Here is an 11,049-nt window from a genome sequence, read left to right as displayed (position 1 = left end):
CGCGGCGGCGGCGGGGGACAACAGGATCGCGAGCATCAGCAGGGCGGCCGGCAGGCGCCGCGGCGAGGGGCGTGTCGCCCGCGTCGGCGCGCTCACCACGGGGCGAAGACGCGGCGGATGTAGCGGCGGGTGCCGATCGTGCCGATCAGGAACACCAGCGTGTTGCCGGTCCACGAGGTGTCGCCGGTCAGCATGCTCCAGCCGATCATCGCGGCGAGGCCGCCGATCAGGGCGCCGGGGTGGACCCGCCGATACAGCCCGACGAGCAGATGGGTGAGGATCGAATCCGCCGACACGCCGCGCAGCTCGGGCCGCGGTGCGTCGCGCCGGGCATCCGCCAGCCGGGTGTGGACGCGCTGCAGGGCGGCCTCGGCGGCGATTCGCTCGCCCGGCGTCTTGGCGCCTGCGAACAGCGCTTCGATCTTCTGCAGCTTCTCGCGAAGATCGCTCTCCGTGGACATCGCGGCCCCTGAACTCGAGTCGTGCCACAACCGAAGCGACCACCGGACGTGCCCAGCGTCAAGCCGCACGCGCGAGAGCCCGGGACATGGGCACATCTGCATCGCTCGGCTCCGTCGCTCGGCCGACGGTCGGCCCTCGTCTCCCGGACCCCGGCAGCGATGATTCGCGTCGGACGACGTTGCGGTATGCTGCGACCGCCTGCCGCAGCCTCTGGGCGGTGATCCGGTCCGGACGCAACCCCGTAAACCGATCATCAATCACCGAGAGGAGAAGCCGATGCGCTACTTCAGCCAAGCCAGCCTGCTCGACCGGGCCGCCCTCGCACTGCTCGGTGCCATGACGCTGCTGCCGCTCGTCCCCTACATCAACAGCTGATGGTCGGCACCTGACCTGATGTCCGGCCTACGAGATCGCGGGCGGCTCCGCTTGTCGGAGTCGCCCGCATCCGATTCGGCCCGGCCGCGCCGGATGGCCGAGCGCACGCGGCGTTTTGCGAATTCACGAGCGACCTCGAAATCGAGTCCGGTCCGGCCGGCCGCACGCGCTGGTGGGCGGGCAGCCGCGATCTCTCACGCGCCGGCGCGCGAGAGCGCGAAAATCACGATTTGCTAATCAGTAGAAAAGCGAGGAACGCCGCGCGTTCGGGCGGGTCCGCCATACCGAAAAGGTCATACTTACGGATATTCATGCCGCACCGGCCGGCGTAGCTTTCCGCCGGGTCACGAATGAAGGGCACTCGAGGCGGGCGAGCACGCCCCCGCCACCGCCTCGTCATCGAATCAAATCATCAGCTCGTCGAACGCGCCGCCCGTCGCGGCGCGCCGCTTGCGCCTGCGCGTGATCCGACGACCCCCGTGCCGCCGGGCGACGTCCGCCGTCCCGGCCCATCGCGACATCGTCTCGGAGCTGGTCATGAAGATTCTGAAAGCCATCAACAAGGTCCCGGGTGGGCTGATGGTCGTGCCGCTGTTCCTCGGCATGGCGATCAACACCTTCACGCCGAATCTCCTGAAGATCGGCGGCTTCACCGAGGCGCTCAGCGGCGTCGGCTATCCCACCGTGCTCGGCATGTTCCTGTTCACGGCCGGCACCAAGATGACGCTGAGGACCGCGCCGCGCATGCTCAAGCGCGGCTTCGGCATCCTGGTCGCCAAGGTCGGCATCGCCACCACGATCGCGCTGTCGGTCGCCTATTTCCTCGGCGGCGACCTGTTCGGCCTGTCGACGCTCGCGCTCCTGGTCGCGATGAGCGACACCAACGGCGGCATGTTCCTGGCGCTCACCAGCGCCATGGGCGACAAGGAGGATGCCGGGACCTACGTGCCGCAGAGCATCGAGACCGGCCCGTTCCTGACCATGATCATCCTGGTCGGGGCCGGCCTCGCCAACATCCCGTGGATGACCATGGTGTCGGTGATCGCGCCGATCATGGCCGGCGCCATCCTGGCCAATCTGGACGAGGATCTGCGCGAGTTCTTCGGCTCGCACGAGCCGATCATCGTGCCCTTCATGGCCTTCACGCTCGGCCAGAACATCAACCTGATGAACGTCGTCAACGGCGGCCTGCTCGGCGTCGTGCTCGGCCTCATGACGCTGGTGATCACCGGCCTGTGCTGCATCGCGGCCGACAAGCTGCTCGGCGGCTCGGGCATCGCCGGTGCGGCGGCGTCGAGCACGGCCGGCAACTCCGCGGCGGTGCCGAAGGCGGTCGCCATGGCGGATCCGACCTATGCGGCGATCGCTCCGATCGCCACCATCCAGGTTGCCGCCTCGGTGATCGTCACCGCGGTTTTGACTCCGATCCTCACCTCGTGGATGTACAACCGGGTGCAGAAGCAGCGCGCCGCCGCCGGGCAGGCGGCGACGCCCGGTGCGGCTCCCGCCGCGGCGCCGGCGACCGCCGGTGCGGCGCCGGCCGAGTGACGTGAACCAGAAGCCGGAGTTTCATCATGAACAGCATCAACCGCGACGCCGCCGATGCGATGATCGCCCGGGCGATCGGCCAGGCCGTCGCCGACTACAAGCGCCCGATCTGCGTCGCCGTCGTCGACGGGACCGGCCATCTCGTCGGCTTCTCGCGGATGGACGGGGCGCCGCTGCGCTCGATCCAGATCGCCATCGGAAAGGCCTACTCGGCCGCACGCCTCGGCGTGCACACCGACGCCTTCCTGGAGCGGCTGCATCGCGAGCAGGTGACGGCCCGCGACTTCTGCGACGAGAAGATCACGTCGTTGCCGGGCGGCGCCGTGCTCAAGAGCGCCGACGGCGCCGTGATCGGCGGCGTCGGCGTCAGCGGCTTGAAGTCGGAGGAGGATCAGGCGATCGTCCACGCCCTCGCCGATCTCGTCGGCCGCGACGCGCTCTGAGCCGCGGCGGCGAGATCATCCGAAGACCTTTCGGGCGGACCCTGGACCGGGGCCCGCCCGCCCGGCGCTGCGGCGCCCACCAATGTCGAACGAGCCAAGGACCGAACCCTCCATGTCCAAGCCGAAAGTCCTCGTCACGCGCATGATCCAGCAGGAGAACATCGATCGCCTGCGCGAGCGCTTCGACGTCGAGATCAACCCGGACGACCGCGCCTACACCAAGGACGAGCTGAAGCAGAAGGTCGCCGGCAAGGACGCCGTCCTGTCGATGCTGACCGACACGATCGACGGCGAGGTGTTGGACGCCGCCGGGCCGCAGTGCAAGATCGTCGCGAACTTCGCCGTCGGCTACAACAACTTCGACGTCGCCGCGGCGACGCAGCGTGGCGTCATCCTGACCAACACGCCGGGCGTTCTCGACGATGCCACCGCGACCCACACCATCACGCTGATGCTCTCCATGGCGCGCCGCATCGTCGAGGCGGACAAGTTCGTGCGCGCCGGCAAGTGGGGAAGCTGGGCGCCGCTGTTCTTCATGGGGCTCGACGTCGACGGCAGGACGCTCGGCCTCGCCGGCGCCGGCCGTATCGGCAAGAACGTCGCCCGCAAGGCGGCGGCCTTCGGCATGAAAATCCTCTACACCGACGTGAAGCCCGATCCGGATTTCGAGAAGAGCGTCGGGGCGCGCTTCGTCGACAAGGCGACCCTGCTGGCCGAATCCGACTACGTCACGCTGCACGTGCCGCTGATGCCGGAGACCCGTCACTGGATCGGCGAGAAGGAGCTCGCCGCCATGAAGCCGACCGCGGTGCTGATCAACGCGGCGCGCGGGCCGGTGGTCGACGAGAAGGCGCTGGCGCGCGCTCTGAAGGACAAGGTGATCTGGGGCGCCGCGCTCGACGTGTTCGAGAACGAGCCGGCGGTCGAGCCCGAGCTCCTCGGCCTCGACAACGTGATCCTCGTGCCGCACATCGCCTCGGCGACGCCGGAGACGCGGATGAACATGGGCCGCATCGCGGTCGCCAACATCGTCAAGGTGCTGTCGGGCGAAGCCCCCGACACCTGCGTCAATCCCGCGGTGCTGAACAAATAGCGCGGCTTTGTCACCCCGGCTCCGCCGGGACCGAGCCTCGTGTCCCGGGCGCGACGCATCGCGCCGTGACCCGGGACCCAGAGCGACCAGATTAGCGCCAGCGATGGCTCGCCGTGCCGCCCCTGGGCCCCGGCTCTGCGGTGCATCAGCCCTTCGGTCTGATGCACCTGGTCCGGGGTACGCGGCCGGGACACGGGGCAGACGCCGACGCTTACCGGGCCCGCGCCGATGCGGGCTCGGCCGTCGGCTTGTCGATCGGGACCGCGGCGACGTCGAACGGGACGAACTCCTGGTGCACGCAGCGGTCGGTGCCGATCGCGGTGCGGGAGTCCGTCACCTTCTCCTTCTGGATGAAGAACGCATAGTAGACCGCGTGGACGGCCTTGGGGTCGGAGCGCAGGCAGACGATCCAGGCCGGCCCGCCGATGCGCTCGATCCAGCGCGGCTCGGAGATCGAGAGGCCGGCCGCCTCGATCGGCGTGCTCAGCTCCTTCATGGCGACGGCGACGAGCTTGCGATAGGGCGGTACCGGTTCGGGCGACAGCACCCTGGCCTTTTCGTAGGAGTCGTCGAAGAACGGGCCGCTCAGGCTGCAGCCGCCGAGCCCGATCGCCACGGCCGCGAGTCCGATGGCGAGCAGCCCGGCGTGCCGCCGCGGCGTCGTCTGCACTGCCGATGCTGTCGATGCTGCCGATCGAGCGGCGCCCGGTCCGCCGTGTCCCGTCACTTTCGCCGCCACGCCCTCGCCCCGACGATGATCGTCCCGTCTCTCGCCTGCCGGACACTTGCGTCGAATTTGCGGTATTCGGTGTCGGCGTCCGGGTAGGCCGGCGCGGTGCGACGGCCGGCCGCGTGGCGGCACCACTCAGCCGCGCATCAGCGCCGTGACGTGCACGGCGACCGAGCGGGCGAGGCCCTGCAGGTCGTAGCCGCCTTCCAGGAGCGAGACGAGCCGGCCGCCGCAGCAGGTGTCGGCGACGTCCATCATCCGCTTGGTCACCCAGGTGTAGTCGGGCTCCAGCAGGTTGATGTTGGCGAGCGGGTCGCGCATGTGGGCGTCGAAGCCGGCGGAGAGCACCACGAGGTCGGGCCGGAAGCCGAGCAGGCGCGGGATGATCACGCTCTCGAACGCCTCCTGGAACTCGTCGCCGCCGTCGCCGGCCCGCAACGGCGCGTTGACGATGGTGCCGTGCTCGCCGCGCTCGGAGGCGGCACCGGTCCCGGGATAGAGCGGCATCTCGTGGGTCGAGCAGTACATCACGTTGCGGTCGGCCCACAGGATGTCCTGGGTGCCGTTGCCGTGATGGACGTCGAAGTCGATGACGGCGACCCGCTCGGCGCCGTGCCGGTCGCGGGCGTGGCGGGCCGCGATCGCGGCGTTGTTGAAGAAGCAGAACCCCATCGGCTGGGTGATCTCGGCGTGGTGGCCGGGCGGCCGCATCGCGCAGAAGGCATTGGCGACCCGGCCGGTCATCACCTCGTCGACGGCCAGCACGGCGCCGCCGACGGCGCGCAGCGCCGCCTCGTAGGTGCCGGGCGACATCGAGGTGTCGGAGTCGAGCTGGACCATGCCCTCGGTCGGCGCCGCCTCGCGGATCGCGTCGATGTAGTCCTGGGTGTGGCAGAGCGCGATGCGGTCGATCGCGCAGACCGGCGCCTGGTCGCGGGCGAGCGACTGGAACGCCTCCTGCTCGAGCACGCGGTCGACCACGCGAATACGGTCGGGCCGCTCGGGATGGCCGAGCGGCGGGATGTGGTCGAGGGCGGCCGGATGAGTGATGTACAGGGTCGTCATCGGATGCATCGGCGATGGAATTTCAACCATATCGCGTTGTCGGTGCCCTGGTGTCAAAAGAATCTTCGCGGCCGGCGCGTGCCGGCCGGGCGCGCCGCCCGCGGGAGGCGTGTCGCAGGGCCGCCGGACGCCGAGCGGCCGTGCGGCGGTTCGGACATCGCGCCGGCCCGGTTCGCGAAATTCCGCCGGCCGTGCAACCGCTCTGTTGATCCGGACCGGGCGTCTCAGTATGGTCGCGCCCGCGAAAGGCCGCCGCCTTGGGGCGTAGCCAAGTGGTAAGGCAGCGGATTTTGATTCCGCCATTCCCTGGTTCGAATCCAGGCGCCCCAGCCACCCTTTTTGCCGAACGCTCGCCCCGGGTCCTGTCGCGGCGGCGGCCGTGACAAGCCGGGGCCGGCGTCCTACGGTCGCGGCGGCCGGCATCCGACCGGCGGCGGACCGGCACCGGTGGCCGACAGGGGGGTGTCTCGATGCAGCGGGTCACGATCGCGATCGACGACGATCTTCTCGAAGCGCTCGACGCGCTGTGCGTGCGACGCGGCTATCAGAACCGGTCGGAGGCGATCCGCGACATGGTCCGCCAGGCCGAGGCGAGCGAGCGCACCCGGCAGTCCGGCACCGAGCCGTGCTTCGCGGCGCTCGCCTATGTCTACGAGCACGAGACTCGCGACCTCGCCCGCCGGCTGACGTCGCGGCAACACGATCACCACGACCTGTCGATCGCCACCATGCACGTGCATCTGTCGCACGACGACTGCCTGGAGGTCGCGGTGCTGCGCGGGCCGATGAGCGACGTCTCGGCCTTCGCCGACAGCGTCATCACCCAGCGCGGGGTGCGGCACGGGCATCTCTACATCGTGCCGGAGTCGCCGGGGGCGCACGACCACGCCGGCCACGGGCATCCGCACGCCCACGATCATGCGCATCCCCACACGCACGATCACGCGCATCACCACCCGCACGGCCATGACGACGCCGGCCCGTCCCGCCGTGGTGCCGCGCCCAAGCGCCGCGGCCGCGCCGGCTAGCGTTCGCGTCGCGCGAAAATCGTGAGCGTCACTCCGTCCGTGCCAGGATGAAGATGTAGCGCAGCCGGCCGGTGCCGGTGTTGATCACGTCGTGCTCGGAATGGGCCGGCGCGTAGGTGACGACGCCGGGCCGCAGCGCGAGCGCTGGACGATCGGGAAACCTCAGCTCGCCTTCGCCTTCGAGCGGCACCAGCATCTCCTCGTTGATGCCGCTGTTGTGCACGCCGATCGACTTGCCGGGGGCCAGCGTGACGAGCCCGGAGCGGAACGACTTGGTCTCCGGCGGTCCCTTCAGCAGCAGCGCGTAGGGCAGGTCGATCCCGTCGAACGCGATCGACTTGATCTCCGGGACGCCGGCCGCGTCCGCCTGATCCGTCACGTCTCGCTCCATGCTCCGCCTCCGATCGCGGCGCCGGGCGGAGCCCGCATGCGCCTCCTGGGTGGTCCGCTCCGCACCGCCTGCGCTGGACCGTGTGGGCACCATATGATAACTTCTGAAAAAGTTCATACATAGAATTCCGCACTCCGCGAGCCCGGATCGGGCCGCGGGATTCGCCGCGCCGGACATCCGCACGAGCCATGTTCGACTGTTCCACCCTCGATGGCGACATGACCCTCGGCGGGGCCGCGGCTCTCGCGTCGAACGTCGGCGTGCAGCCGCCCCTCGGCGCCCACCTCGATATCACCGACCTGAGCTGCCGCCTTTCCGGGCTCGCCGCCGTCGATCGCGCCGCGATGACGATTCATCCGGGCGAGCACGTCGCGCTGGTCGGCGCCAACGGGGCCGGCAAGTCGACGCTGCTGCGGGCGATCCTCGGGCTCCAGCCCGCCATCGGTGGGCGCGTGGCGCTCGACGGCAAGGTGGCGACGAGCCGCGTCGACTGGGACGAGCGGCGCCGGCTGGCGCCGTGGGTGCCACAGCGGCAGGCGATCGGCCGCTTCCCGCTGACCGTCGACGAGCTGCTCGCCTCCAGCGGCGATCGCGACGCGGCGGGCGCGGCGGCCGCGCGGCTCGGGATCGTCCAGCTCGGAGCCCGGCCGCTGCACGCGCTCTCGGGCGGCCAGCTCCAGCGCTGCTTCCTGGCCCGCGCCTTCGGCGCCGTCGCCCGGGGCGGGCGCCTGCTGCTCGCCGACGAGCCGACCGCGGCGCTCGACTTCGCCACCCGCGACACGGTCGCGGCGATGCTGCGCGAGCTTCCGGTCAGCGTCCTGGTCGCCACCCACGACAAGACCATCGCCGACCAGTGCGACCGGGTGGTCGAGATGGCGGACGGCCGGTTGCGCGAGTGGCGGGCGTGACCGCCGAAAGCTTGGCGGCCGTGCTGGCGCTGCCCGCCGTGCATCGCGCGGTGGCGGCCCTGCTGGTCGCCGGCGCCGCCCTGCCGGTGGTCGGCGTGTTCATCATCGGCCTCGACATCGTCACGGCCCGCTTCGCCATGATGCACGTGGCGCTGCTCGGCGTCGGCCTCGGCCTGCTCACCGGCCTCGATCCGATGGCGTGCGCGATCGTGCTGTGCGGCCTCGCCGGCGCGTCGCTCGCGCCGTTCGCGGGTCGGCGCGGCGGCCTGTCCGGGCCGATGGCGCTGTTGATGACCATGGCGATCGCCGCCGCGCTGCTGATGCTGTCGCTGTCGGGCGTCAACGCCGCCGGAGCCTTCGAGCTGCTGTGGGGATCGCTGCTCGCCGTGGGCCCGCGCGAGCTGACGATCCTGGCCGTGCTCGCGGCCGCCGTGCTCGCCGTCTATCTGCGCTTCCGCCGGCCGCTCGCCCTGATGCTGTTCGACATGGAGCTGGCGCGCTGCTCCGGCATCCGGGTCGACGGGCTCGCGATGCTGCTGCTGGTCGTCGTCGCGGTCGCCATCGCGGCGGCGCTGCCGCTGACCGGCGCGCTGCTGGTCGACGCCGTGACGCTGCTGCCGGCGCTCGCCGCCCGCAACGTGGCGAGCTCCTTCGATCGCATGGTCGCCTGGGCGATCGGCTTCGGGCTCGCCGGCAACGTCCTCGGCTTCTCGGTCGCGCTCCTGATCGACCAGCCGCCCGGGCCGGTCCTGGTCCTGTGCTCGGGCCTGATCACGCTTCTCACCTTCATGGTCGGAAAAGCCAGATGAGACGTTTCGTCCTTGCCGCCCTCGTTCTTCCCGCTCTCGTGCTTGCCGTCGCGGCGATGCTTCCGTCGCCCGCGTCGACCCAGCAGGGCGCAGCGACGCTCGCCGGTGACGGCCCAAAAGTCGTCGCCTCGACCGCCTGGGCGGCGGCCTTCGCGCGCGCGGCCGGGGCGACACGGATCACCGTGGTGGCGCCGGCGAGCGTGCCGCATCCGCCCGACTACGACCCGAAGCCGTCGGACCTCGCCGCGGTGGCGGACGCGAATTTCGTCGTGATGGCGCCGTTCGACGGCTTCGCCCGGCGGCTGCGCGAGGCGGCCGGCAGCGCCGCGACCGTGATCACGCTCGACCTCGTCAACGCGCCGGAGACGGTGCGCTCGGAGGTGACGCGGCTCGGGCAGGCGTTCGGCACGACCGCCGCCGCGACCGCCTGGCTGCGCGGCTTCGACGAGGCTTACGCGCAGCTCGTCGCGGACACGACGGCGCGGCGCGGCGATGCGCGGCCGAAAGCGGTGGTGCAGCGATTCATGCGGCCGTGGGCCGAGCTCGCCGGGCTCGAGGTGGTCGGCCTCTACGGGCCCGGCCCGCTGCAGCCGGCGCAGCTCGCCGAGCTGGTCGCGAAGGCGCCCGACGTCGTGGTGAAGAACGCCCATTCCGAGCGCGAGGGCGCGCCGTCGGCCGGCCGCACCATCGCCGAGGCGACCGGCGCCCGGCAGGTCGCGCTGATCAACTTCCCCGGCGCCGACCAGGATCTGCTCGCCGTGTTCCGCGAGAACGCGCGCCGGCTCGGCGATGCGTTGGCGAAGTGAGGTCCCGGCGCCCTGTCACGAGGCGGTTGCGGCCGGGCAGGCCGGCAGCCGCACCGTGACCCGGGCGCCGCCCGAGGTCCCGCGGCCGACGGCCAGCGAGCCGCCGTGCTCGGTGACGATCGCGTAGGAGATCCACAGGCCGAGGCCGGTGCCCTTGCCGACCGGCTTGGTGGTGAAGAACGGTTCCAACACCTTGTCGGTGATCGCCGGATCGATGCCGGGGCCGTTGTCGGCGACCGTGATCACGGCCTCGCCGCCCTCGGCCGACAGCGTCACCACGACCTCGGGCTCGGCGACCGATGCGACGGCATCCAGCGCGTTGTCGACCAGATTGACGACGACCTGGTGGATCTTGCCCTCGTCGCCGATCGCACAGACGCCGGCCGCGATGACGAGCGTCACGGCGCCGGCGCCCGGCTTGGCGCGTTGCGCCCACTGGACGGCGGTGCGCACCGTCGCCTCCAGGTCGACGGCGTGGCGCTCGCGCGGGCTCGCGAAGGACAACCGGCGGAGGTTGCGCACGATCTCGCTGATGCGCACCGCGCCTTCGAGCGTCCCGTCGACCAGCGGTTCGAGATCGGCCAGCACGGCGTCGATCTTCAGCTCGCGGCGCAGCCGCTCGATGTGCAGCGACTGCGGAGCGTCGTGCACGGCCTCGAGATAGCGCGCGATGGCGGCGCGATAGCGCACCAGGGTGTGGAGATTGCCGTAGACGAAGCTGATCGGGTTGTTCAGCTCGTGGGCGACGCCGGCGACGAGCCGGCCGATGCTCGCCATCTTCTCCTGCTCGACGAGGGTGCGCTGGGCGTCCTGAAGGTCGCGATGCGCCTTGTCGAGCGCCACATAGGCGCGCCGCAGCTCGCCGATCGGGCGGCCGGTGAGCACGGCGCCGGCGCGACGTCCGGTGCGGCCGCGCCGCACCGAGGCGGCGATCGTCATCAGGTCGGAGAGGCCGGTCGCCGTGCGGAACCGCACCTCGACCTCGCCCGTGCCGGCGCCGCGGGAGAGCGCGTCGACGAGCGCCCGGCGGTCCTGCGGATCGACGATGTCGAGCAGCGAGCGGCCGACCAGCGCGGCCTCGCCCTCGCCGACCAGCCGCTCGAAGGCGGCGTTGACCTGCACCACGGCGGCGCGCTCGTCGACCACCACCAGAATGTCGGACACCGAGGCGAGCACGCTGGCGATGAAGGCCTGCGCCTCCTCCAGCGCCGTGTTCTTGCGTTCGAGGTCGCTCTCGTAGCGGAGCAGATCCGAGTAGACCTCGTCGATCTTGTCGATCACCTCGATCCAGACGCGCTCCTGGTCGCCGTCGAGCGTGATGGTGCCGTCACGGGCCATGTGGGCGACGAGCGATTTCGGCCGCGGCGCCTCGGGAGGGCGCGGACTCTCGC

Annotated in this window: 12 protein-coding genes and 1 tRNA gene; 8 read left to right on the top strand and 5 right to left on the bottom strand. The window is 71.0% G+C overall.

The features are described 5' to 3' along the window. Positions 1–92: 92 nt before the first annotated feature. The gene (locus CCR97_RS18335; protein WP_111355651.1) at positions 93–461 is read right to left on the bottom strand and encodes a hypothetical protein; all 369 of its coding nucleotides are present in this window, start codon (positions 459–461) and stop codon (positions 93–95) included. 913 nt (positions 462–1,374) lie between these two features. On the opposite strand from CCR97_RS18335, the gene CCR97_RS18330 reads away from it, so the two are divergent. From CCR97_RS18330 to CCR97_RS18320, 3 genes are all read left to right on the top strand, one after another. Continuing rightward, complete coding sequence (locus tag CCR97_RS18330; protein WP_201159743.1) at positions 1,375–2,385, top strand: 2-keto-3-deoxygluconate permease; 1,011 nt, start codon at positions 1,375–1,377, stop codon at positions 2,383–2,385. Positions 2,386–2,411: 26 nt separating this feature from the next. After that, the gene (locus CCR97_RS18325; RefSeq protein WP_111357120.1) at positions 2,412–2,828 is read left to right on the top strand and encodes a GlcG/HbpS family heme-binding protein; all 417 of its coding nucleotides are present in this window, start codon (positions 2,412–2,414) and stop codon (positions 2,826–2,828) included. A 112-nt stretch (positions 2,829–2,940) separates the two neighbouring features. After that, positions 2,941–3,921 carry a 2-hydroxyacid dehydrogenase gene (locus CCR97_RS18320; protein ID WP_111357122.1) on the top strand — a complete coding sequence of 327 codons (981 nt, stop codon included), beginning with the start codon at positions 2,941–2,943 and terminating at the stop codon, positions 3,919–3,921. Positions 3,922–4,132: 211 nt separating this feature from the next. Here CCR97_RS18320 and CCR97_RS18315 read toward each other — a convergent pair whose 3' ends face one another. Together CCR97_RS18315 and CCR97_RS18310 are read right to left on the bottom strand one after the other, a co-directional pair. Further along, on the bottom strand, positions 4,133–4,591 hold the full coding sequence (locus CCR97_RS18315) for a nitroreductase family protein (RefSeq protein WP_111357124.1): 459 nt from the start codon (positions 4,589–4,591) through the stop codon (positions 4,133–4,135). Positions 4,592–4,786: 195 nt separating this feature from the next. Continuing rightward, positions 4,787–5,716 carry a histone deacetylase family protein gene (locus tag CCR97_RS18310; RefSeq protein WP_170145810.1) on the bottom strand — a complete coding sequence of 310 codons (930 nt, stop codon included), beginning with the start codon at positions 5,714–5,716 and terminating at the stop codon, positions 4,787–4,789. A 258-nt stretch (positions 5,717–5,974) separates the two neighbouring features. Here CCR97_RS18310 and CCR97_RS18305 point away from each other — a divergent pair. After that, positions 5,975–6,049 (top strand) — tRNA-Gln (locus CCR97_RS18305). Positions 6,050–6,186: 137 nt separating this feature from the next. After that, positions 6,187–6,744 (top strand): nickel-responsive transcriptional regulator NikR, encoded by a 558-nt coding sequence (nikR, locus tag CCR97_RS18300; RefSeq protein WP_111357128.1) that lies wholly within the window; start codon positions 6,187–6,189, stop codon positions 6,742–6,744. Positions 6,745–6,772: 28 nt separating this feature from the next. Here nikR and CCR97_RS18295 read toward each other — a convergent pair whose 3' ends face one another. Continuing rightward, positions 6,773–7,135: a cupin domain-containing protein gene (locus tag CCR97_RS18295; protein ID WP_170145811.1), complete on the bottom strand. Its 363-nt coding sequence runs from the start codon at positions 7,133–7,135 to the stop codon at positions 6,773–6,775. Between the two features lie 188 nt (positions 7,136–7,323). Between CCR97_RS18295 and CCR97_RS18290 the strand changes: the two genes are divergently transcribed. Genes CCR97_RS18290 through CCR97_RS18280 form a run of 3 tightly spaced genes read left to right on the top strand, consistent with a single transcriptional unit; the run spans position 7,324 to position 9,658 of the window. Continuing rightward, positions 7,324–8,043, top strand: coding sequence for a metal ABC transporter ATP-binding protein (locus CCR97_RS18290; RefSeq protein WP_201159742.1), 720 nt, complete (start codon positions 7,324–7,326; stop codon positions 8,041–8,043). Beyond that, positions 8,040–8,852, top strand: a complete 813-nt coding sequence (locus CCR97_RS18285) for a metal ABC transporter permease (protein ID WP_111357150.1) — start codon at positions 8,040–8,042, stop codon at positions 8,850–8,852. The genes CCR97_RS18290 and CCR97_RS18285 overlap by 4 nt, the downstream gene beginning before the upstream one ends. Beyond that, complete coding sequence (locus CCR97_RS18280) at positions 8,849–9,658, top strand: metal ABC transporter substrate-binding protein (protein ID WP_111357134.1); 810 nt, start codon at positions 8,849–8,851, stop codon at positions 9,656–9,658. The genes CCR97_RS18285 and CCR97_RS18280 overlap by 4 nt, the downstream gene beginning before the upstream one ends. Before the next feature lie 15 nt (positions 9,659–9,673). On the opposite strand, the gene CCR97_RS18275 is transcribed toward CCR97_RS18280, so the two are convergent. Beyond that, positions 9,674–10,996 carry a sensor histidine kinase gene (locus tag CCR97_RS18275; RefSeq protein WP_111357136.1) on the bottom strand — a complete coding sequence of 441 codons (1,323 nt, stop codon included), beginning with the start codon at positions 10,994–10,996 and terminating at the stop codon, positions 9,674–9,676. Positions 10,997–11,049 lie beyond the last annotated feature (53 nt).

The sequence above is a fragment of the Rhodoplanes elegans genome (assembly GCF_016653355.1).
GTDB lineage: Bacteria > Pseudomonadota > Alphaproteobacteria > Rhizobiales > Xanthobacteraceae > Rhodoplanes > Rhodoplanes elegans.
Note: the sequence above shows the minus strand (reverse complement) of the source record. Positions and strands in the feature narration are given on the sequence as shown.